19 protein-coding genes are annotated in these 23,180 nt (G+C 53.7%); 10 read left to right on the forward strand and 9 right to left on the reverse strand.

Going from position 1 to position 23,180, the window contains the following annotated elements; translation table 11 throughout:
• Positions 1 to 9: 9 nt before the first annotated feature.
• The 5 genes from TALK_RS13080 (at position 10) to TALK_RS13100 (ending at position 7,284) form a co-directional block, all read left to right on the forward strand.
• A complete protein-coding gene (locus TALK_RS13080) occupies positions 10 to 549 on the forward strand; it encodes a VOC family protein (RefSeq protein WP_085619554.1) in 540 nt (179 codons plus the stop codon).
• 3 nt (positions 550 to 552) lie between these two features.
• On the forward strand, positions 553 to 1,884 hold the full coding sequence (locus TALK_RS13085) for a RuBisCO large subunit C-terminal-like domain-containing protein (protein WP_085619556.1): 1,332 nt from the start codon (positions 553 to 555) through the stop codon (positions 1,882 to 1,884).
• A 5-nt stretch (positions 1,885 to 1,889) separates the two neighbouring features.
• The gene (locus tag TALK_RS13090) at positions 1,890 to 3,197 is read left to right on the forward strand and encodes a four-carbon acid sugar kinase family protein (RefSeq protein ID WP_085619558.1); all 1,308 of its coding nucleotides are present in this window, start codon (positions 1,890 to 1,892) and stop codon (positions 3,195 to 3,197) included.
• 62 nt (positions 3,198 to 3,259) lie between these two features.
• On the forward strand, positions 3,260 to 3,880 hold the full coding sequence (locus tag TALK_RS13095) for a LexA family transcriptional regulator (protein ID WP_085619560.1): 621 nt from the start codon (positions 3,260 to 3,262) through the stop codon (positions 3,878 to 3,880).
• A 200-nt stretch (positions 3,881 to 4,080) separates the two neighbouring features.
• Positions 4,081 to 7,284, forward strand: a complete 3,204-nt coding sequence (locus tag TALK_RS13100) for an MASE1 domain-containing protein (protein ID WP_085619562.1) — start codon at positions 4,081 to 4,083, stop codon at positions 7,282 to 7,284.
• Positions 7,285 to 7,354: 70 nt separating this feature from the next.
• Here the strand turns inward: TALK_RS13100 and TALK_RS13105 are convergent, their stop codons facing one another.
• From TALK_RS13105 to TALK_RS13125, 5 genes are all read right to left on the reverse strand, one after another.
• On the reverse strand, positions 7,355 to 8,173 hold the full coding sequence (locus TALK_RS13105; protein WP_085619564.1) for an inositol monophosphatase family protein: 819 nt from the start codon (positions 8,171 to 8,173) through the stop codon (positions 7,355 to 7,357).
• A gap of 36 nt (positions 8,174 to 8,209) precedes the next feature.
• Entirely contained in the window at positions 8,210 to 9,307 is a 1,098-nt protein-coding gene (locus TALK_RS13110) for an ABC transporter ATP-binding protein (protein ID WP_085619566.1), read from the reverse strand.
• Positions 9,304 to 11,520: an ABC transporter permease gene (locus tag TALK_RS13115; protein ID WP_211274823.1), complete on the reverse strand. Its 2,217-nt coding sequence runs from the start codon at positions 11,518 to 11,520 to the stop codon at positions 9,304 to 9,306. The genes TALK_RS13110 and TALK_RS13115 overlap by 4 nt, the downstream gene beginning before the upstream one ends.
• Before the next feature lie 103 nt (positions 11,521 to 11,623).
• A complete protein-coding gene (locus TALK_RS13120; protein ID WP_281251298.1) occupies positions 11,624 to 12,661 on the reverse strand; it encodes an ABC transporter substrate-binding protein in 1,038 nt (345 codons plus the stop codon).
• 459 nt (positions 12,662 to 13,120) lie between these two features.
• On the reverse strand, positions 13,121 to 14,185 hold the full coding sequence (locus TALK_RS13125) for a LacI family DNA-binding transcriptional regulator (protein ID WP_169715028.1): 1,065 nt from the start codon (positions 14,183 to 14,185) through the stop codon (positions 13,121 to 13,123).
• Positions 14,186 to 14,470: 285 nt separating this feature from the next.
• Here TALK_RS13125 and TALK_RS13130 point away from each other — a divergent pair, with 285 nt between their 5' ends.
• On the forward strand, positions 14,471 to 15,349 hold the full coding sequence (locus TALK_RS13130; protein ID WP_085619570.1) for a branched-chain amino acid aminotransferase: 879 nt from the start codon (positions 14,471 to 14,473) through the stop codon (positions 15,347 to 15,349).
• On the opposite strand, the gene TALK_RS22120 is transcribed toward TALK_RS13130, so the two are convergent.
• Both TALK_RS22120 and TALK_RS13135 read right to left on the reverse strand, forming a co-directional pair.
• Positions 15,322 to 15,489 (reverse strand): hypothetical protein, encoded by a 168-nt coding sequence (locus TALK_RS22120; protein WP_169715029.1) that lies wholly within the window; start codon positions 15,487 to 15,489, stop codon positions 15,322 to 15,324. The two genes, TALK_RS13130 and TALK_RS22120, sit on opposite strands and share 28 nt — an antisense overlap.
• Positions 15,479 to 16,066, reverse strand: coding sequence for a DUF4136 domain-containing protein (locus tag TALK_RS13135; RefSeq protein WP_085619572.1), 588 nt, complete (start codon positions 16,064 to 16,066; stop codon positions 15,479 to 15,481). The genes TALK_RS22120 and TALK_RS13135 overlap by 11 nt, the downstream gene beginning before the upstream one ends.
• 260 nt (positions 16,067 to 16,326) lie before the next feature.
• On the opposite strand from TALK_RS13135, the gene TALK_RS13140 reads away from it, so the two are divergent.
• Positions 16,327 to 17,388: a hypothetical protein gene (locus TALK_RS13140; protein WP_085619574.1), complete on the forward strand. Its 1,062-nt coding sequence runs from the start codon at positions 16,327 to 16,329 to the stop codon at positions 17,386 to 17,388.
• A gap of 105 nt (positions 17,389 to 17,493) precedes the next feature.
• Here the strand turns inward: TALK_RS13140 and TALK_RS13145 are convergent, their stop codons facing one another.
• On the reverse strand, positions 17,494 to 19,086 hold the full coding sequence (locus tag TALK_RS13145; protein ID WP_085619576.1) for a lysine--tRNA ligase: 1,593 nt from the start codon (positions 19,084 to 19,086) through the stop codon (positions 17,494 to 17,496).
• A gap of 356 nt (positions 19,087 to 19,442) precedes the next feature.
• On the opposite strand from TALK_RS13145, the gene TALK_RS13150 reads away from it, so the two are divergent.
• From TALK_RS13150 to TALK_RS13160, 3 genes are all read left to right on the forward strand, one after another.
• Positions 19,443 to 19,829: an MAPEG family protein gene (locus tag TALK_RS13150; protein WP_085619578.1), complete on the forward strand. Its 387-nt coding sequence runs from the start codon at positions 19,443 to 19,445 to the stop codon at positions 19,827 to 19,829.
• Positions 19,830 to 20,009: 180 nt separating this feature from the next.
• Positions 20,010 to 22,055, forward strand: coding sequence for a methyl-accepting chemotaxis protein (locus tag TALK_RS13155; protein ID WP_169715030.1), 2,046 nt, complete (start codon positions 20,010 to 20,012; stop codon positions 22,053 to 22,055).
• Between the two features lie 140 nt (positions 22,056 to 22,195).
• The gene (locus tag TALK_RS13160) at positions 22,196 to 22,666 is read left to right on the forward strand and encodes a DUF1801 domain-containing protein (RefSeq protein ID WP_085619583.1); all 471 of its coding nucleotides are present in this window, start codon (positions 22,196 to 22,198) and stop codon (positions 22,664 to 22,666) included.
• Here TALK_RS13160 and TALK_RS13165 read toward each other — a convergent pair whose 3' ends face one another.
• On the reverse strand, positions 22,667 to 23,122 hold the full coding sequence (locus TALK_RS13165) for a MarR family winged helix-turn-helix transcriptional regulator (RefSeq protein ID WP_085619656.1): 456 nt from the start codon (positions 23,120 to 23,122) through the stop codon (positions 22,667 to 22,669).
• Positions 23,123 to 23,180: the final 58 nt, after the last annotated feature.

Here is a 23,180-nt window from a genome sequence, read left to right on the forward strand (position 1 = left end):
TGAGGAATTATGAGCAAGTTTTTGGGCGAAATTCGCCAGCTCGGCTATGTCGTGCCCGATATCGAGGCCGCGATGGACTATTGGGCAACCACCATGGGCGTCGGCCCTTGGTATTATAACCCGAAAGTCCCGATTGAAGATTACCGTTACGACGGCAACCCTTATGAGGTGCACAATTCCGTCGCACTGGCCAATTCGGGCTTTGTTCAGGTCGAACTGATCCAGACCCGCAATGACGCACCATCGATGTATCGTGATTTCCAAAAGGCGGGTCATACCGGCCTTCAACACGTCGCCTATTGGACGCAGAATTTCGATAATGACCTTGCGCTTATGGAAAGTCAGGGCTTCAAAGTAAAAATGAGCGGCACGGTCGGCGAAAACGGCCGGTTCGTTTATTTTGACAAGGAAGACCATCCGGGCACCGTGATTGAATTATCCGAAGTTGTCGGTCCGAAAGGCCGCCTGTTCAAGACCATTTACGAAGAATCTATCGGCTGGAACGGGAATGATCCTGTACGCCCCTTCCCGTCATTGTCGGAAATCTAAGTCATGGATTTGATCGAAGCCCGCTATCTGATTGAAACCCCGTTTGACCCGGCCAAGATCGCCGCCATTATCGCGGGCGAACAAAGCAGCGGCACATTTGTCCGCGTTGCCGGGGAAACCGAGGAATTGCGCGAACGTTGTGCCGCCAAGGTTTTGTCCGTAACCGAACTGGCACCGGCAACCGAACCCAGCCTGCAAAGCGCGTTTTTACAGGCAAAGGGCATCACCGGCCCTTATCGACGGGCCGAAATCCGGGTTGGTTTTCCAACCGGCAATATTGGCCGCAACCTGGCCACCCTTGCCGCCACGGTTTCGGGCAATCTTTATGATCTGGGCGAGATCACCGGGCTTAAGCTGCTTGATGTCAAACTGCCTGCCAGCTATCGCGATCTTTATGACCGCCCCGTCGCCGGTACGCAAGGCACGCGGTCGCGCATGAAGGTCGAAGGCCGTCCGTTCTTTGGTACGATCATCAAGCCAAATGTCGGACTTCGCACCAACGATATTGCCGATCTTGTCGAACAGCTTTGCGAGGCCGGGGTTGATTTCATCAAGGATGACGAAGTTTGCGCCAACCCGGCATCGGCCCCCCTGACAGAACGCATCCCCGCCATCATGGCACGGGTGCGCAACTATCGTGACCGCACAGGCCGCGATGTGATGATTGCCTTTAACATCACCGATGAAACCGATGCCATGCGCCGCCATGCCGATTTGATCGAAGACGAAGGCGGATCATGCGCCATGGTCAGCATGAACTGGGTCGGGCTTTCGGCCCTGCAGACATTGCGTGCATCAACACCGCTTTTGCTGCATGGGCATCGTAATGGCTTTGGGGCGCTGTCGCGTCATCCGCTTTTGGGCATGGCGTTTCCGGCCTATCAAACGCTTTATCGTCTGACCGGGGTCGATCACATGCATGTTCATGGTATGGGCGGAAAATTCTGTGACGACGATGCCGAAGTTGCCGAAAGCGCGCGCCTTTCAGGACAACCGCTTTGTGACGGTGGTGGTGGTGGTGACGGTGACGGTGACGGTGGCGGTGGCGGTGGCGGTGGCGGTGGCGGTGGCGGTGCCGATGACATCGTCCTGCCGGTATTTTCATCGGGTCAATGGGCCGGTACGGTGCCGGAAACGGTCAAAGCCGTTGGCACGGCTGATTTCATGTTCCTTGCCGGTGGCGGCATCCTTGCCCATCCATCGGGTCCGGCGGCGGGTGTTCGCAGTTTGCAGCACGCCTGGGAAGCCTGCGCATCGGGTAACAGCCTTGAAACACAGGCCAAAACCAGCCCGGAATTGGCCGAAGCATTGGCCTTTTACGGCAATAAGGCCTGATTGATATGGCCGATATCGTTTTTTGCGCTGATGATTTCACCGGGGCGTCCGATACGCTGGCGACACTGGCGCGGGCGGGCAAATCCGCCCGCCTGTATCTCAGCCCGCCGCGCATTTCGGATCACCCGGAAATCGCCGGGCTTGATGCGATTGGCGTGGCCACGTCGCTGCGCGCCCTGTCGGTCAAAGACGGTATCAACCGCATGAATGAACTTGTCGCCGGGCTTTCGGGCGCTGGCGGCAAGATCCACCATTTCAAAATCTGCTCGACCTTTGACAGTTCCCCTCGCATCGGCAATATCGCGCAAGTCGCCGATTGCTTTGCCAAAGGCATTAATGCGCATTGGCAGGCGATCATTGGCGGGCAACCGTCCCTTGGGCGCTATTGCGTGTTTGGCAATCTGTTTGCCGCGGCAAGTAATGGCACTATTCATCGTATTGATCGCCACCCGGTGATGCGCACCCATCCGGTCACACCGATGGCAGAAGCCGATCTGCGCCAACATCTGAACGCGCAAGGCTGGCCTGATGTCGGCCTGATCGATGTCACCCTGATCCGGCGTGGCGCACGTGCCCTGACCGCTGAAATCCAAAACCGGATGGCAGCGGGGGAAACGCATACATTGTTCGATGCCGCCGAAAATCACGACCTTGAAATAATCGGACAGGCCCTGCGCGCCATCGCGGTCAACACCAAAATCCTGTGCATTGGCGCCAGCAGTGTCGCCCAGGCACTGACCGCATCCAATCGTGCGAACGATACCCCGCCAATCAAAACCGCCCCCGCCCCCATCCCACAACGCAACGGTCCGGTTTTTGCCTTTGCCGGAAGCCGGTCCCCCCTGACCGCACAACAGGTTGCCGCCACCCGACATTTGCACAAGATCGAAATCACGCCGGGAAATCTGATGGACCCGACCGGGTTCGCCGATATGACAAAGGCCTGCATGGATGTCCTTGCCGATGGCAAACATCTTTTGGCGACCCTTGGCGATGACGCCGCCCACGGCATCGGCGGGCATGAACTGGCCAAGGCCAGCGCACGTTTTATTGCCAATGTCATCACACAGACCCGCATCGGCTTTCTGGCCATTGCCGGGGGCGATACATCCAGTCTTGCCGTGCTTGAACTGCCCATCGACAGCCTGTCCTTTGTCGAGGATTTTGACCGCGGCGTTCCGGTGATCCGCGCACATGGCAGCGATCCACAACTTGACGGGCTTGAAATGATCCTTAAGGGCGGTCAAATGGGTCAAACGGACATTTTCGATCAGGTCGTCAACCGAACCGAAACCGGTTCCCGCACCCGATAGAACTTTGCCGCCAAAGGAATTAATTCCTTTTCCCAACCAATCACGGACTGCTAGAATGAAACATGATCCGGCAAGAGCAAATATGGGGCGCATTGGACAAGATCGCCGAAGACAACGGGCTGACCCCATCGGGGCTGGCGCGTCTGGCGCAGCTTGATCCAACCACATTCAACCGATCCAAACGCACCACCAATCAGGGCAAACCCCGCTGGCCCTCAACCGAAAGCATTTCAAAGGTGCTGTCGGTGGCCAATGTCACCTTTCAGGAATTTGCCCAACTGGTAGATGGTAATGGTGCCGGGCGGGTGCCGGTCATCGGATTTGCCCAAGCTGGCAATCGTGGTTTTTTTGATGATGCGGGCTATCCGGTTGGCGGCGCATGGGAAGATATCACCTTTCCCGCCCTGCATGATCCAACCGCCTATGGCTTGCGAATTTCGGGCGATTCAATGGCGCCGGTGTTTCGGGATGGCGACCTGATTGTTGTTTCCCCGGCCTCCAATATCCGCCCCCAGGATCGGGTGGTTGTCAAAACCATCGCGGGCGAAGTCATGGCCAAGGAACTTGTCCGGCGTGGCGCCATGGGGGCCGAGCTTAAATCGCTTAATCCCGCTTACGAGGATCGCTATATTCCGGCTCAGGATATTGACTGGATTGCCCGCGTACTATGGGTTAGCCAGTAGGGGGATTTTGCTATACATTATAACAATTCCAAACTTTAATACCTAGGCTAACACCCTGATAATTCCGTGATCATGGAATGACAGAACAAATACCGAATAAAGAATAAGAATGGTTATTCCAATTGCACTTCGCCAACCTTACATAAAAGACGAGGCTCACAGGTCTGTATCCTGCCCCATCCGCATGAAAGGAGAAATAGTTGCGTCCCGATCGCGTTGACATCATTCGTTTTGCAACGATCGTGCTCGCCTATTTCATTAGCGGCTATATCGGACTGCAATTTCCCTATTACGGCAGCAATGTCACCTTAATCTGGGCACCGTCGGGGATTGCTCTGGCAACGCTTGTTGCATGGGGATGGCGGTATTGGCCTGCGGTTCTTATCGCGGCATTACTGGTCAATCTGACCACATCAGCCCCGGTGTACACAGCCGCCCTGATCGCGTGTGGCAACACACTCGCAGCCGTCCTGCCCGTTATCCTGTTCCGTCGGTTCCTTGGCTCCCATGATCGCATCAGTTTTCGCGGTATAATTGGCATGATCGGGTTTGGTGTCGTGCTAAACCCGCTGATAAGTTCACTGCTGGGAACGCTTGTCCTGTGCCTTACGGTTATTGGTGACTTTTCGAATTATCGGGAAATCTGGCAAGGATGGTGGCTGGGCGATCTTGTCGGGGTTATCATCATCGGTTCCGTTGTCCTGCGCCTTCTAAGCCATGATTACCACAGTCGCGACCGGGCATTTTATATTGAACTGGCATGTGCCGGCACGGCCGCCGTTATCGCGTCAAGCGTCGTCCATCTGATCCCGACCATATCGCACCCGGAATACATGTTCCTGTTTGTGTCCCTGCCCTTTGCCCTGTGGGGGGCCATCCGGTTTGGCCTGTTTGGGACGACAATCATCAATGCCCTGATTTCATTTGACCTGGTTGTCTTCGCGGCATCCGGCCACAGCGCCTTTGTCAATACGGACCTCAGCACCGCGCTGACCAACATGTATGGCTATCTTGTTGCTGTCACGCTCAGCACCCTTGTGCTGGCGGCGGGTATGGAAAATATTGCGCATGTAAACCGAAACACCGCAGATGGCCGTATTACCAGCGAAATCCATCGTCTGCGGAAAAACCTTGCGATTGTCGTCGGGGCAACGGGGTTTTTGCTTTCGATTGCCGCAGCGGGCTATACCTATCTGCAAATTGACGCTGCCAGAAAAAACCAGACAGAGCTATTCCGACGCGCCTTCGAGGCATCCCTGCGTGAAGAGCTGAGTCGCGCAACAGATTCTTTGGTCGCCGTTCGGACACTGTTTGACGTCGACACAAGCGTTTCCCAAGATACATTTGATGCCATGATCGGCCCATGGGTCGAACGGCGCCCCGGTGTTGCCGCACTGGAATGGGCACCGCGCATATCCCAGAAACACCGCCAATTGATCGAAGAATCGGCGATCCAACGCGGTGTAGAAGATTTTTTGATCAGTCATTTTGTTGACGGAAAAAAAATCGTCGCGCCGATCAAGGATGCTTATTACCCGATTTTTTATATTTTCCCGCGATCCGGCAACGAACGGGCTGTTGGCTTTGACCTGTCAAGCGAACCAACCCGCCGCGCGGCCCTTGAAAAGGCGCAGATATCAGGCGAAATCACGCTAACGCCACCTCTGAAACTTGTGCAATCGGGCGTGACCAATGTCCATGCTTTGGCATTCCTCAGCGTCCCTGATCGGCGCAATCCCGACGGTCCTCCGCTGGGCTTTGCTGCTGGTATTTTGCGCCTGACCCATATGATCCGGCGCGCCGAGCAAATCGCCCGCCTGCCCAGTGATTTTGAAATCATTCTTGCCGACCTCAAGGCCGAAGACGGCCTTCAGTTGATCTACAGCAACCGCTCGGCTTCCGTTGCCATGGATCAAATCCGCAAACAAACCGCCATTGACTTCAATCCGCATGTTTCCGATTTTTCATTCGGTCATCGTGACTGGACGATTATCCTGCATAACGACGCGGGTGAGTACGGCGGAATATTTTACTGGCAACCTTGGGCGATCTTTATTTTCGGCGCAACGATCAGCATCCTTCTTGTTATCTATCTGCGGTCGTTAACCCGAACGGAAAGGCGAATTGTTGATCTGGTCTATCAACGGACCCAGGAACTCGACAATGCCCGGCGTGATGCCGAAGTTTCGATGAACAAGGCGCTACAGGCCGACCGGGCCAAATCCGAATTTATCGCCCATATGAGCCACGAATTCAGATCGCCGATGACATCGATCCTTGGCTATGCGCAACTTGCCCGCGATGCCATAGACAACCTTGAACCTTCCGAAACCATTCGCGGCTATCTGGTTACGATCAACAGTGCCGGGCAACATGTGCTTTCGCTGATCGGTGATGTCCTTGATCTGTCCAAGATCGAGGCCGGAAAACTTGTTCTGGAAAACACCCCGACCGACATCCACGGCATCTGCGAAGAAGTCGTCTCGATGATGATGGTTCCGGCACGCAATCAGAACAACCGCATTCATCTGCAAATTCCGACCGATATGCCGCGCTGGGTGATGGGCGATCCGGTTCGCATCAAACAGGTCCTGACCAACCTTGTCTCGAATGCGATCAAATTCACCAAATTTGGCAATATCCATGTTGTTGTGACGTCTCGCGGTATTACCGATGAACACCTGTCTTTCCGGATCGAGGTCCGCGACGAAGGCATTGGCATCCCGCCAGACAAGGTTCAGTCGCTCTTTGAGGCCTTCACACAGGTTGATACCTCGACCACGCGGCGCTTTGGCGGCACGGGCCTTGGTCTTGCCATTTGCCAGAAAATGATCCTGGCCATGGGCGGATCGATTGATGCAGAAAGCACCGAAGGCGAAGGCAGTGTTTTCTGGTTTGATCTAAACCTGCCTCTGGCAACCCCGACAAGGTCAAACCTGCCCGACGTCGAAGACTCCGGTTCTGACACCCCGGCCAGTCGGGGCGTTATCGGGCGCAACTTGTTGTTGGTTGAAGATATCGAAATCAACCGTATTCTGGCGCAGAAACTTCTGGAACAGCAGGGCCATATCATCACCACCGCATCTGACGGTCAGGAAGCAATTGATATCCTGACCCAACAGGATTTCGATGCCATTCTGATGGATGTGCATATGCCGGTGATGGACGGGATCGAAGCCACCCGCCAAATCCGCGAATTCGAAGATGCCGTCAAGGCAACCATCCCGGTTCTGGCCTTAACAGCCGATACTTCAAGCGACAATCTTACAGCCTTCCGCGAGGCCGGTATGGATGCCCATTGCACCAAACCGCTTGATATCAAGGCGATCAATCGTGAAATAAAACGCCTTGAATACCGTATGTTGGCTGAACGCAAAGAACAACTGACCAATACCCGGAACTAAGGTCAGGACCTAATCCCCGCATTGGTCAGTGCACAATCATAACGATGTGAATATCAAGACCAAACGGGGATTACCCGGGATGGGTTACCCCGGTCATTTTCGCCAGATGACGGGCGACATTTGGCCCCGCGGCCAGGATCGGGCCACCGGCATCAAGCACATCGGGCAGATCCAGGAAATCATTGCACCAGCCACCAGCTTCGATAACCAAAACGATCCCCGCCATGCAATCCCATGGATTGATATGCGGCTCGTAATATCCGATCAGACGCCCGGCACTGACATAGGCCATCATCAGCGCGCATGATCCATTGCGGATAAACATGCCTTCTTCGTCCAGCAACTGTCCGATGACCGGCACGATTTCCGAACTTGGCACCCGGTGCGACATGCCAATGCCCATCATACCATCACTGACAAGCTTGGCCGTGCTGGCGTGCATTGGTTCACCGTTGACCTTGGCACCCTCGCCCTTGATGGCGCTGAACAGTTCATCCCCGCAAGGGTGATAGATCAGGCCAATCACCGCTTCCTTGCCAATCATAAGGGCGACCGAAATGCACCATGTCGGCATCTGATTGACAAAACATGCCGTGCCGTCAATCGGATCAATCACCCACAGGCAATCATTATCGCCTTTCTCAATGCCCATTTCCTCGCCAAGGAAACCATCCTCGGGAAAGGCATCGCCGATCCGGTCGCGAATGATCGCCTCGACGTTTTTATCGGCAATGCTGACCATATCAAGCGCGTTGGTCTTGGTTTCGATTGCAAGGTCCGCGGCATCGCCTTCGTAATATTCCATCGCGCGCTTGCCTGCTTCGCGGATCACATCCTTGGCATGTTCAAACCGTGCCGCGATATCAATTCCCGAAAATGCTTTTTTCACTTTGTCCCTGCCTGAAACAGTATTGTTGTTCATGATCTATTTGGTCGAAACAACGGCCATGCCGCGTTCGGAAAACCCAATGGCAACCTGTTCGCCCGCGGCAATCGGCGTGTCGATCCGATGATCGATCACAAACAATTCACCAACCGGCGTTGTCACGGAATATTGCATCTGACTACCAAGATAGGTTGCGTGCGTAATGTGACCTTTTAGCGACGTTTCAATGACATCGCCGCCAGCCGCCCCTGACAGGATCGAAAGCCGCACCGCATCGGGCCGCACCGCAATTCTTGCCGGCCCCTTGGACTGGCCCCGATGGCGCAGATTGCAATTGATACCGCCGATATCGATTGTGGCCAGATCGCCATCAACAGAAACAATCTCGCCATCAACCAGATTGGCATCGCCGATAAAATCGGCAATGAATTCTGATTGGGGTTGTTCATACAATTCACGCGGGGTGCCCTGCTGGGCGATCACCGCCCGGTTCATCACAATAATCCGGTCCGAAACCGCAAGGGCTTCTTCCTGATCATGCGTCACATAAACCACTGTCAGGCCAAGTTTTTGCTGCAAATCACGGATTTCGGTTCGGACATGACGGCGCAATTTGGCATCAAGGTTTGATAACGGCTCATCGAGCAACAAAACCTCTGGCTCCAGCACCAGCGCACGCGCCACTGCCACCCTTTGCTGTTGTCCGCCCGATAATTCCGATGGCAGACGACTGCCATAGCCCGCCAGCCCGACAAGGTTTAGTCCCTCTTCGGCTTTTTCCTTGGCCTCTGCCTTGGCAACGCCGGTAACGCTAAGGCCATAAGCAACATTTTCCGCCACTGTCATATGCGGAAACAGCGCATAGGACTGAAACACCATACTAACATCCCGATCCGTCGCCGGAAGCTGTGTGACGTCCTTGTCCCCGATCAGGATGCGCCCCGATGTGGCATGTTCCAGCCCGGCAATCATGCGCAATGTCGTGGTTTTGCCACAGCCACTTGGCCCCAAAAGAGTGACAAGCTCACCCGGATGAATGGTGAAAGATACATTGTCGATCGCGGTGACCGCCCCATGACCATAGGTCTTGGTAACATTGTCAAAAACGACCGACCCCGCCCGCGTTTTCAATTTCATGGATGCTTCTCTTTCATATTTCCCGGTACTGCCAGATCCAGACTTGCCTCTACCCGGTCTTCACGGCGCAACCGCCGCTTGCCAATCGCGCCCTGCACAACAAGGATCGCGGTCAACATGACAAGGATCAACACACTGCAATAGGCAATCGCAACGCCGTAACGCCCGTTTTCGACCAGCCCGATGATATAGGATGTCGCCATATTGTGATCGGCACTGACCAAAAAGATCACCGCACTAACCGATGTTATGGCGCGCACAAAGCTGTAAACCAGTGCCGCGACAATGGCCGGGCGCAGCAATGGCAAGATCACCCGACGGAACGTGGTAAAGCTGTTCGCCCCAAGGGTCAGCGACGCTTCATCAAGGCTTTTGTCCAATTGGCTCATGGCGGCAATCCCGCCGCGCACGCCAACCGGCATATTGCGGAAGATAAAGCAGATCACAAGGATCACACCCGTCCCGGTCAATTCAAACGGCGGCACATTAAAGGCCATAATATAACTGACACCAATCACCGTGCCCGGAATGGCAAAGCTTAACATCGTGCCAAATTCAAACAGGCTTTTGCCCCGGAAGTTTTGCCGCACCAACAAATAGGCCGTGGTCAAACCAACAGCAGCGGTCAATGGTGCTGCAATGGCCGAGATATTTAACGTGGTCCAGAAACTGTCCCATGCGGCCCCGGCCCAGACAATGCCATGCTCGCTCCAACCAATGCCAAAGGCATCCTTGTAGTTATCAAGTGTCAGAGTGTTGTCAAAACCCCAGCGTTTGACAAAGCTGCCATAGAAAATCATCCCATAGATGGCGATGGTAAAGATCGCCCATGGAATGGCGGTCCAATAGCAAACCATCCGCATGCCGTTGTTCAACCCAACATGCGCCCCGTTATCGGCCTTGCCCGAAACAGTGGCATAGGATTTCTTACCCAGCCAAAACCGCTGGGCGGCAAAGGCCGACAGGGTAAAGAACAACAGGACCATCGCCAATACGGCGGCCCGCCCGGCATCGTTTTGCGCCCCGACAATGGCAAAAAATATCTCGGTCGACAGCACGTCAAAATTACCGCCCAGCACCATCGGGTTACCGAAATCGGCCATGCTTTCGATAAACGACAGCAAAAACGCATTGGCAAGGCCGGGCCGCATTAGCGGCAAGGACACCCGAACGAATGTTTGCCAGCGCCCGGCGCGCAAGGTTTGGGATGCTTCTTCCATCGATGGGCTCACGCCCTCGACCACACCAATCAGCACCAAAAAAGAAATCGGGGTGAAGGACAGGGTCTGTGCCAGCCAGATTCCAGGGAGGCCATAAAGCCAGCGCCCTGCCTCCACCCCGAGCAGATCAGCAAAGAACTGCGTCACAGCCCCCGATCTGCCAAAAAGAAGGATCAGTGCCAAACCGATGACAAAGGGTGGGGTGATGATCGGCAGAACCGTCAACACCCGCAGCGATTTTTTAAACCGAAAGCCGGTTCGGGTTACAACCAGCGCAAAGGAAAGCCCCAAAAGGGTGGTCGAAACAGCGGTCAGAACCGCCAAAAACGCGGTATTCCACGCCACCCCGCAGGCCCCGCCCAAAAGACAGCCGATGCCCCAGACGCTGTCATCAAGGAAATTACGGAAAAATGCCGCCCCCGACAACGCGCCGTCAATATCAACAAATGATCCCAAAAGAATGCGCGCAATCGGGAAAAACACAAACAACCCTACCAGCGCAATCACCGTCCCGATGGCCGTGGTCACAAAGACATCGCCGCGCATCGCACCTGCGGCGGCAAGCCCGGTACACATGATCACAAGCAGGCAGGCCGATGTCAGCATCGCACCGTAACCAAGCCCGTATTGCCGGATATCAAGCGGACCAAATATCGTGGCAAGCCCGCCAAATCCCCAGCCGGAAATACCAATGACAAAACCCTGCCCGACCAGCCAAACCAGCCCGCCCAAACCACTTGCGATCAAAATGCGCGCATAATGCGGATGGGCACGGCCCCGCCCCGCCAGCACCAAGGGGGCTAGCAAGAATGCCGCAATCGGCAACAGCCAAATTTTTTGATGAAGGATCACTTGCAAGATCGCAGGCGAATAATCGCCATACATCGGATAGCCGTCAAACAGCCATTCCAGGGTCCAGAACCCGTATTCTTGCTGATACCAAGGTAAAATTGCAAAACCGATCCAGCCGATCACCAGCCAGAACCAAAGCATTCGGTTCACCGAAACTCTCCTGCACGCCGTATTGGGAAGCATGGCCCCGCCCGCCCGGCACATATCCATACCGGACGGGCAGAACCGTTAAGGCAGATCGCGCTTATTGCGGCGCGGTTTTGACTTCATCATCCCAACGCGACAGAAGATGACGGCGGGTTTGTGCATCCCCATATTTCGCAAAGTCATAATCGATCAGTTTCAGCTCCGTCAGGCGCGGCGCACCATCGGGAATTTTGGATTCTTTATTGGACGGCACCTGATAGCTGTGCGCGTCTTCGGCAATCGACTGTGTTTTCGGTGACAATGCAAACTCGGCCCAGATTTTCGCATTTTCAAGGTTACGTGCGCCCTTGATAATACTCATCGAGCCAACCTCGTATCCCGTCCCTTCGCAGGGCGACACCACGGTCAGATTGGCCCCCTGTTTGATCTGGGCCACCATGTCATGCATAAAGGTGATACCGATCGTGGTTTCCCCGACCGCGGCCGCCTTGATCGGGGCCGACCCCGATTTGGTGTATTGATTGACGTTCTTGTGAATTTCTTTCAGCAGGTCAAACGCCTTTTCCTCGCCAAACAACTGCACCAGCGTCGCCAGAACAGTATATGACGTGCCCGAAGAATTCGGATTGGCAACCTGAATTTCGCCCTTATAGGCCGGGTTTTTCAGGTCTTCCCAGCATTTCGGCGCCGGAAGCCCCTTTTTCGCCAGAAGGTCATTATTATACCCGATGCCAAGCGCACCGGCATAAACCCCGACGGTGCGGTAATTGGCATTTTCGGCCTGACGGACCGCCCAATCGTTCAAATCACCCAATTGCGGGGATTTGTATTCTTCGGTCAAACCTTCGGCCGCTGCCTGAAGATGCGGGTCACCCGTCCCGCCCCACCACATATCAAGTTTCGGATTGGCCGCTTCGGCACGAACCTGTGCATAGGCCTCGCCTGAACTTTTACGCACCATCGAAACATCAATATCATGCGACAGTTCGAACGCGGTCTCCATCATCTCGCACCATTCATTATCGGCCGAGCAGATAACATTTAACCGGCCCGCCGCATGGGCCGAACCAACCGTCGCAACCGCCATCAGGCCTGAAATCGCAACCGTCGCAAAAAGTGAATTCTTGATCGTCATTTGGGTTCCTCCCATTTGCATTTCGTTGAATGCACACGTGTGCATTGCCTTGGCGCAAATCACGTGCTGGAATGATTTAATCATAAATTCCAATAAATGACAGAAAAATTCTATTTTAAAGTCGAAAATCGTCGAAAAAACACACTAACAATATGATTTAAAACTATAAATTTTCAACGCCCCTTCACGACACCATCCCCTCATTTTCCATTTATCGCGACCCGTCCGATGGTAATTCGAACGCACACGTGTGCGCATACCCCTTGGAAATCTAACGAGTCATCCAACCAAAACCTGAAACCAAAAGGAAATTGAACAGAAAATCTGATTGTACCGTCGCGCCAATACCATAGACAGACATAGCAGGCAGGCACTGAACACGCCCAGCCCAGCCCCGCGCCTCCTCGCCTCTTCGCCCTCTAATCCGGGCATGGATATTACAGGTTGAACCAGGTGCTTTTACACCGTTCGTCGGCGTGCCATCTCAACCGAAAGGATCAGACGCTGATCGGCAAGGTTATCGCCGCGAATACGCTGGCGCAGGCGATCCACCGTCATTTCCGCCAGTTTCGTCGCACTTTGGCGCACGGTGGTCAATTGATAGGCCCCCTGCCTTGCGGCTGCAATATCGTCAAATCCAACCACTGCAATATCTTCGGGAACCCGCAGGCCAAGCTCAAACCGCGCCGCATCCAAAAGCCCCAGCGCAATATGATCCTTGGCACAGAAAATCGCATTTGGCGCGGTTTCCGGCTGTGCCAGGAATTTGACAGCGGCATTAAATCCACCGTCATAATCGGCACTGTCACAAACCAGCGGGGTAAAGCTGATATCCCCGTTGGCCAAGCCTGGTGCAAGACGCGAAACAAAGGTTTCACCGCGCACATTGCCACTAAATGTACCGCCTTTGACGTTCAGGAACCCGAACCGGGTCTTGCCGGTTCCCAACAACAAATCCGCCGCCAATTCCCCACCGCGCACATTGTCGCAATTGATCACATCGGCACCGTCAAGCCGCCCGGCACGATTAACCAGAACCACCGGCACATTGCGTTTCAGGAAATGCACACCAACCTCGGGCGGCGGGCTTCCCGATGTCACCACCACACCGGCGACCTGATATTGCAACAGATGCATCATCGATGTACCCATCTGGGCCGGATCGGATACATCAATCACCAATGGCCGATATCCCGACTGCTGAATGGCAAAGATCAGCTTGTCCAAAAACTCCACCCGGAACGGATCGGAAAGCCCCGATGTCACCAACCCGATCAAATCGCTTTTGCGCGTATTCATTGATCGCGCGATCTTGTTGATCTGATAACCCAGTTGGTTGGCGGTTTCCTGCACTCGCTTGCGCGTGGCATCCGATATGCGCCGATCACCCGATAAACAGCGCGATACGGTCGACCGTGAAACACCGGCTTCGCGTGCGACATCGGCCGAAGTCACAATATGCTGCACATCGCGGCCCGGTTCAGCCCCGTCACGGGTCGCAGGCTTGTGTTCTGCCTTGCTCATCGGTGCAAATTCCCCTGCCGCACTGTTTTTTGACCTTTTCGGCATCTGATTTTGCCTTTGTGGTCCGGGTAAACACATAGCACAGGCGCCCCAACCCGCCAACGCACACGTGTGCATAATACGTGATATTTCACCAAACTGTCATTTCCCGCAATTTTGCGCCTCACCGTCCATTTATGTCAGTTTTCTTTGACCCCGATTGCGCAAAAACCCTATTCTGAACGTCACGCATAGCCCCGCAATGCGCAGATATGGCACCCGACCAAGCAATCAGGAGCAAGAAGAATGGGCCACGCCGCCACCAATACAGATACCACCGCCGTTACGACATGGACCTGGTACAAGGGCGAATGGCACGAAGGCAATCCGCTTATTATCGGCCCGCAAACCCATGGCATGTGGATGGCCTCCACGGTTTTTGATGGTGCGCGCCGCATGAATGGCAAGCTGCCCGACCTTGTGCCCCATTGCGCCCGTGTCCTGCGCTCGGCCGAATTGATGGGCCTTGCCCCGCAAATCACCGCCGATGAAATCGTTGCCCTGGCACGTGAAGGCGTTGAAAAATTCGATCCGGCCCTTGCCCTGTATATCAAACCGATTGTCTATGGCGGCGAAGGATTCTTGGCCCCAACCCCGGAAAGCGCGCAGTTCGTTCTGTGCATTTCAGTATCCGAGCTGCCTGAAAGCATCAAAACCGGCTTTACCGCCCGCAAATCAAGTTTCCGCCGCCCATCCCCCGAAAGCGCCCCGACCGAGGCCAAGGCATCCTGCCTGTATCCCAACGTCGGCCGCGCGGTTAGCGAGGCCAACAAGGACGGCTTTGATACCGGTGTGATGCTGGATCCGAACGGCAATGTCGCGGAATTTTCCTATGCCAATCTGTTCTATGCCAAGGATGGCAAGGTCTTTACCCCCGTCATCAACGGCACCTTCTTAAACGGCCTGACCCGCCAGCGCGTGATCAAGCTGCTGCGTGAAGACGGGGTTGAAGTCACCGAAAAAACTGTGACCTATGCCGAACTTGAAACTGCCGACGAAATCTTTGGCACCGGCAATTATTACAAGGTCGCCCCTTGCGTCAAACTTGACGACCGCAACCTGAAACCCGGCCCGGTAACCAAACGCGCGCAGGACCTTTACTGGGATTTTGCCGAACAAAGCTGATCCGCACAGCCATCCGAACAGCCATCCGAACAGCCATCCGAACAGCCATCCGAACACCCAAACGGGCCGGTGTAATACCGGCCCGTTTGGGTGTCTGGTGAAATGCGCCGATCTTCAAAGACAACGCGCCTATTGCGCAACAGGCACCACCAAAACATTGCTGCCCGCGACATAGGGATATTTGCCAAAGATCGCGGCAATCGCATTGCGTACCGATTGATCCGGGGCATTACGCATGTCATTGGTCACACGCCCAACCGCCGTGCCTTCCCAGATCATCTGATCGGCTCGACGGTCAACCAGATCAATTGTGATCGTGCCTTCGGTGTAGGTATCAACATAACCCGGCTCAACATAGCCCGGCCATCCGACATACATGCCATTGCGATATCCGTAATAGCCGCCATGGAACGTGGTCGGCTGAACGCGCTGTTTTTCGATTTCTTCAATATGGTAATTAACCAGAATATCGGGATGACGGGTATCAACCTGATAACCGCGCGCTTCCAATGCGGAACTGATCGCATCTTCCAACCGTTGCCCCATCAGGGTGCCGTATTTCTCGGTCGATTTTCCGGCACTTTCAAAAAAGGCAAAGCTCTGATACCGGCTAAAATCCGCCACCGGATCAACATCGGTATAGACCCGTGGCCCGGTCGAACAGGCTGCAAGCATCCCGACAAGAATGCCCACGATAGCAATTCTTACGATCCTCATGATGTTGGTCCCTTTGTTACACCCAGAAACGATATTTAACAGCGACAAGAAACACGAATTCGTTTCATAGACCATGATTTAGGTCCAGCCTAACACCGACAATACCATCAATAAAATCCGGTTTCTTGATGGCAACCTTGGCGGCCCCCGCCATATACCGGACTTGGCGCCGGGCATTATCTTTGCCTTTAAATTGAACCGATCCCGTTTGCATTGTATCAGACTGCCATCCGACACCTTGAAAAAACTGGCTGGAGCCAATGGTTAAAGACAATCGATATTCGCTTGCTGATATCAAAGAAGCTGTATCTGAAGGGGCGCTTAGTCACGATGCTTTTGACAGGCTTGAGACGTTCCTGACCAGCCACAGCCAAGAAGCCCTTGAAACCGAAAAGTTCACCTTGTTTCGAGGAATGAACGATATATTCCTTGCGCTGGGCATCACTGTACTCAGCATCGGCTGGTTCATTCTATGGGGATTGTTGACCAACAGCACCATTTTCTGGATAGCGCCCCTTGTCGCGATCGCAGGTTTCACCGCACTGGCAGAATATGTTGCCGGAAAGCTCAAGGCGACCTTGCCCTCAAGCATTATCATGGTCTCGCTTTGCGCAACAATCATGATCTATCTTGTCGCGCTTTATATGTTTTTGGCTGGAAAATCAGAAAACATCTTCAACCTTGATGACGTTTGGGATTTCACGCAGCAATCCGTTAACGTCATTGTCTTGATCGCAATAACCGGGTTTGCCTTTCAGGTTGGCTTTTTCATCCGCTACCGTTTGCCAATATCGTTTGCCCTGATTGCGTTCGGCATCGTCGGCGTCATATGGTCCTTGCTTCTGGCTTGGTTTGGTCAACCGCTTAACCAATATATCAACTATCTTGTCACGCTGACCGGGCTGTTGTTGTTGATCCTTGCCGTAATTGTCGACACAAAAGACCCCAAACGTGTGAATGGCTGGGCCGAGTGTGCGTTCTGGCTTTATGTCATCGGTGCGCCGATGACCATTCACTCCGTTGCTGCAATGGTTGATACAGCCACCCTGATCATGATTCCTGTGCTTATCGCCGCAATGCTGTTTTCTTTGGCATTTGATCGGCGATCACCGATCATCAGCAGTCTGATTTATGTCGGATATCTGGTCAATTCAGGCTTCAATCACGCATCAATTGACCCATCGATGACCGTTGCACTGGTCTGTTTCATCGTTGGCGCCCTTGTGATCGCGTTCGGCTTTGGCTGGAACAAGGCCCGGCAGTTTATTCTGGCACCTTTTGAACACAAAACCTGGCGTTCCTATCTGCCCCCGACATCATAAAATCGAACACGCCCATTACAGTCTGCCCCAAAAAAAAGGCCCGCATATTGATATATGCAGGCCTTTTTCGCATTGGGTCAGGGTCTTTTTATTCAGACCAACTTATCAAACACCAAGGTCTTCATCCGCCAACACGCGATCAATCAGGGCAACACTTTCATCAATACCGTAAAGCGCAATGAACGATCCCATGCGCGGGCCCTGTTCCTGCCCCAGCAGAATTTCATAAAGCGCCTTGAACCAATCCCGCAGGTTTTCGTAATTGTGGTTTTTACCAACTTCGAATACCTGGGTCTGGATGTCGCCCCCATTGGTACCGGCATCAAGGGTTTTCAACATATCGCGTAATTCGGTCAAGGCGGCCTTTTCGGCATCCGTCGCGGCACGGTATTTTTTCGCCGGTTTGACAAAGTCATTGTAATAATTGATCGCATAGCCGACCAGCTTATCAAGATACGGTGCGTTTTCCGGGGTTGCGCCCTTGGCATAACGCGAAATGAACGCCCAAAGAAGTTCCGGGTCATTGGTGTTGCACACGGACACAAGGTTCAGCAAAATCCCGAAGGATAGCGGAATTTCGCGTTCCGGTGCCTTGCCTTCATGGATGTGCCATGCCGGGTTCTGCAACAGTTTGACCGGATCGGTTTCGGTTTTCAGCTTGTCGGCAAAGGTCAGATATTCATCAACCGTTTTCGGGATGATATCGAAATACAGACGCTTGGCAGTTTTTGGTTTCTGGAACATAAACAGCGACAGGCTGTCTTCCGGCGCATATTTAAGCCAGTCTTCCATCGAAATACCATTGCCCTTGGATTTCGAAATTTTCTGTGCGTTCTCGTCAAGGAACAGCTCGTAATTAAAGCCTTCCGGCGGGGTGCCGCCCAGTGCCTTGACGATCTTGTTGCCAAGCTCGACCGATGGGATAAGGTCTTTGCCCGCCATTTCATAATCAACGCCCAGTGCATACCAGCGCATCGCCCAATCGGGTTTCCACTGCAATTTGCAATGCCCGCCGGTCACCGGGGTTTCGATCAGCTTGCCGGTTTCAGGGTGCTCATAAACAATGGTACCGCTTTCAGGCTTAAGCTCGGTGACTTTTGCCATCAGAACTTTCATCGTGTCCTGTTCGACCGGCATAAATGGGCTATAGGTCGCGCGGCGTTCTTCGCCAAGGGTCGGCAACATGATTTTCTGGATCGCATCATAACGTTCCAGAACGCGCAAAAGTGCGGCGTCAAACATTCCCGAACGATAACATTCGGTCGATGATTTGAATTCATATTCAAAGCCGAAGCTGTCAAGAAAATCGCAAAGCCGCGCATTGTTATGATGGGCAAAGCTTTCATGGGTGCCAAATGGATCGGGCACGCTGGTCAAGGCCTTGCCAAGATGCTGGGCGACCATTTCCTTGTTCGGGATGTTGTCGGGCACCTTGCGAAGCCCGTCCATGTCGTCCGAGAAACAGAACAATTTGGTCGGAATATCAGACATCTGTTCAAACGCGCGGCGCACATAGGTCGTGCGCGCCACTTCGCCAAAGGTGCCGATATGGGGCAAGCCCGACGGGCCATAACCGGTTTCAAAAAGCACATAGCCCTTTTCAGGCTTCTTCTGTTTATACCGCTCAACCAGCTTGCGGGCTTCCTGGAAAGCCCAAACGTTGCTGTTCAGGGCGGCATCACGAAGATCGGCTGTCATTTTTGAAACCTTGTTTGTCAGTTGGATCGATAAATTCTATGGAAATCCGGTTACGTGCGAAACGGCCCTTTATATACCTTATATATAACCGGCATGTCGCGCGTGCGCGAAGCTATCCTTGCACCGCGCCAAGATCAAGCCCGGATCAGGCATCTTTGGCGGGATGGTTGGTTAAATTGGCCGTACACCGGACCATTTTTAAAAATGACAGGCCTAAAACACGAAGTAACGCGCAAAATTCACACAGCAGACCATCACAGGGCATCAACGTGCAACGGCCCTGGCTACGCCTTCTCAGCATTGTTATTTCAGGCTAAGCTATTGGCGCCCCTTAACCAATGCATAGGAAAATCACCATGCTTGCGATCCCCGTAACCGTTTGCCTGACCGGCGTTTTTGCCCTGATGCTGATCGTGCTGAGCCTGAATGTATCTTTCCGCCGCCGCGATCTTCAGGTTGCGCTGGGCGATGCCAATGATCCGGCGTTGCGTCGGCGCATGCGGGCACATGGCAATTTCATCGAAAATGCCCCGTTTTGCATTCTGGTGGTGCTGGGTCTGGAAGCCGTCCTTGCAAATTCAACCTGGATCTGGCCGGTTGCCGCTGCCTTTGTTATTGCCCGCGTTTTACACGCCATCGGCACCCTAAAAGGATCAGGCCCCGCCCTTATTGCCCCGGCAATGGTCATTCAACATGGCGTAATGGCCTGTGCCGCGATCTGGTTGCTGATCCAAAGCATTTAGTCAAAGCTCACTAAAATGTGATACAAAAGAGTAGGTTAACCACCAAAAGGATAGGTAAAAACACTATACTCCCCATATAGGGATAGGATAGGTTTCAAGCTAAATATACCATCCAAATGGATATATTGGTTTGCAACCCATCAGCGAATGCTGTTGGACCGTAATAGGGAGACACCGCTGATGAGTACCTTCTTTGGCAATATGCGCATTTCCCAGCGCCTATACAGCCTCGTCGGATTTTTGGTTTTATCAATCTGCGTGCTGGGCGGGTATAGTGTCTATACGATGACCATCATCGGGCACGAACTTGAAGAAGTCACGGCCCGCGACCTGCCGCTAAATGCGCTTCTGGAACAAATTACCCAGCATCAGCTTGAACAAGCAATCCTGATGGAAAAAGCATTGCGCATAAGCGGCATAACCGCGCATGACAAGGCTGAGAGCTTTGAGTCGGTACGCCATCACTTCGAAGAAATCGCCGCCAAAACCGACACGGAAATTACCACCGCGCGCGCGATGGTTACCAAGTTCCTGTCTGGCGACCTGTCCGACAAAGCCCGCCAGGAATTCAAAGTTGTCTCCGCGGCTCTGGATCGCATCGAAAAAGAGCATCAAAGCTATGAAACGCATGTTGCCGACATTTTCCAAGGCATCGACGACGGCAAGATCGAAAGCCAGTCTTTGATCGACACCGTCATCCTGACAGAAGCCGAACAAAAGAGTCTCGACACCGAAATTGCCGAACTTCTGCACCAAATCTCCGCCTTTACCCGGACCTCAATGGCAAGCGCCCTTGCCGACGAAAAAGACGGAAAAATCACGATTGCGGTTCTATCGAGCCTTGCAACACTTCTAAGCATCCTGATGTCGATTTATCTGGGGCGCAGCATCACAGTACCGATGAAGAACCTGACCAGCGCATTGGGTGAACTGGCCAATGGCAAGCTTGATACCCCGGTCCCTGTCAGTCGCTTTAACGATGAAGTTGCCGATATTTCCGATGCGATGAAAGTCTTCCAGGAAAACATGATCCGCGCCCGCGAACTCGAAGACGCGCAAAAACGGATCGAGGAAAAACAAATACAGCGCCAATCCGAACGCAATCACCTTCTGGGCGTATTCGGGTCATCCATCGGCGCCGTATTCGATAAAATTCTGTCAAGCTCCGAAGAAATGGTCGCCCGCGCCAAATCGCTCGACACCAATTCTGCCGATACTAACAGTCTGGCGACCTCGGTCGCGACCGAAGCCGAAGAATCATCGGGCAATGCGCAGGCCCTCAGTGCCGCAACCGAGCAAATGGTCGCGGCGATTGGCGAAATCTCGTCACAGGTCACGCAATTTTCAAATATTGCCAAAGACGCTGTCGGTTATTCTGAAACCTCGCAATCGGAAATGCGCAGCCTGCAAGCCGTTGCCTCAGAAATCGGCCAGGTCGTTCAATTGATCACCAAGATCGCCGAACAAACCAACCTTTTGGCCCTGAATGCCACAATCGAAGCCGCCCGCGCCGGTGATGCCGGCAAAGGTTTTGCGGTTGTTGCGGGTGAAGTCAAATCGCTGGCCAATCAAACCGCCAAAGCAACCGAAGAAATTTCCGCCCGCGTTAGCCGCATTCAGCAGGTATCGCAAAGCTCGGCTGATGCAATTTCCAATGTGGCCGAAATCGTCGACAGCATCGACCAGTATGTCACGACCATCATGGGCGCAATCGAAGAACAAAACGCAACGACACAGGAAATTTCCCGCAGCGTCGATTTTGTTTCTGAAAGTGCTCATCGCGTCGCCAATAACGTTACCGGCATTAGCGGCCGCGCCGAAGATGCCCAAAGCAATGCGGAACAAGTTCACGACGTTGCAAATACCACCGCGCATGAAGCTGCCCTGCTTGGGCGCGAGGTCGGCATTTTCCTTGCTGCCATGCAAAACAACGATGTCGATGATGACACCTTTGAAAAACATCCGGTATCCATCCCCGCCCGCATGTCAAACGACGGCGACGACTGGCAGGGGCAGACGACCGAAATTTCCTGTGCTCACCTTATCGTTCGCCCGGCGCTTTCAACAACTCCGGGCGAGATCGTTAATCTTCATCTGCAAAGCATTCCCGACGTCCTGCAAGCACGTCTTGCCCGTCACGATGGCGATTGCAGTGTTCTTCAATTGCCACTTGATCACGAACATCTGGAAAAAATGCGCCAGACCGTTCGCAAACTGGTTGCCTGATACGCCTTGAATTTTCTTCCCATCCCAGCTGTCGCAAACAGCAAACTCGGCGCGATGTTCCTTGTGGATGTCGCGCCTTTTTTCTTTCAATGCAAATTCGTGCTAGGATTTGGCGATGTCATTTTCCGCCAGGAACCCCGATGCAACAAACGCCGTCAATTATCGATCCGGCTCCCCCAAAGCCTGCCCCTTCACAGCCGCCTGAATTACCGGCTGAACTGGCGGCTAAATTCGCGGGTTATCCATCAAACGCATATGCGGCATTAATGCAAATCCGGGGCTGGATCTTCGATCTGGCGGCGGATCATCCGGCAATCGGGGAAATCACCGAAACCCTGAAATGGGGCGAACCATCCTGGTTGACCAAACCCAAGGTCGGAACAACCATCCGGGCCGATTGGAAACCAAAGGCCCCCGATCAGGTTGCGATCTATTTTAACTGCAAAACCGATCTGATTGACCGCGCGCGCAGCCATTTTGGCGATATATTGGAATGCGACGGCAACCGGGCAATCATCATCGCCCTTGATCGCCCCCTGCCAAAGGCCCCGATCCAGATCTGCCTTGGCTGGGCGCTTTCTTATCATCAAGACAAAAAAGCCCCCCGCTGATCACTTGACCGGCACACTGGCTTCCAACTGGTTTCGCATGGTTTCAAGATCGTTGATCATGCGTTTGGCGGTTGTTTCATCAAGGCCGCTGGCCTCAAACACACAGGGCGGCACTTCCTTTGCCTTTTCGCGCAATGCCCATCCGGCCTCGGTCAGGGTGATCCGCACCGAACGCTCATCGCGCGGATCACGTGTCCGCACGACCATCCCTGCGGCCTCCAGCCGTTTAAGCAACGGCGTCAGCGTGCTTGATTCCAAAAACAGCTTTTCACCGATACTGCGCACCGGCTGATCGTCTTTCTGCCACAGGGTCACCATCACCAGATATTGCGGATAGGTCAGACCAAGCGCGTCAAGCAACGGCTTATAAACACGGTTAAAGGCATGACTTGCCGAATAGATCGAAAAGCACAGGAAGTTTTCCAGCTTTAGGTAATCATTGTCCTGATCGCTCATCGCGGCATTCTCCTTAATATCTTTTGCATCTGTCCCATGCGAACCGGGCTTTCGGCGC

The organism is Thalassospira alkalitolerans (genome assembly GCF_002115745.1).
Classification (GTDB): domain Bacteria; phylum Pseudomonadota; class Alphaproteobacteria; order Rhodospirillales; family Thalassospiraceae; genus Thalassospira; species Thalassospira alkalitolerans.